The organism is Vibrio sp. HI00D65, from assembly GCF_001635455.1.
In the GTDB taxonomy this organism is placed as follows: Bacteria; Pseudomonadota; Gammaproteobacteria; order Enterobacterales; family Vibrionaceae; genus Vibrio.
The window spans coordinates 1-269 of sequence record NZ_LWEH01000581.1 but is presented as its reverse complement, the minus strand read 5'-3'; the positions used below and the strand labels follow the sequence as shown (position 1 = coordinate 269).

Genomic DNA, 269 nt, shown 5'->3' with positions numbered 1-269 from the left:
AGTACTTTCAGTTGTGAGGAAGGGGGTGTCGTTAATAGCGGCATCTCTTGACGTTAACAACAGAAGAAGCACCGGCTAACTCCGTGCCAGCAGCCGCGGTAATACGGAGGGTGCGAGCGTTAATCGGAATTACTGGGCGTAAAGCGCATGCAGGTGGTTCATTAAGTCAGATGTGAAAGCCCGGGGCTCAACCTCGGAACTGCATTTGAAACTGGTGAACTAGAGTACTGTAGAGGGGGGTAGAATTTCAGGTGTAGCGGTGAAATGCG

The 269-nt window shown here is 51.3% G+C and carries 1 rRNA gene; it reads left to right on the top strand.

The window, feature by feature from the left end:
- Positions 1-269: ribosomal RNA gene (locus A3712_RS23995) — 16S ribosomal RNA — on the top strand; the annotation flags it as partial.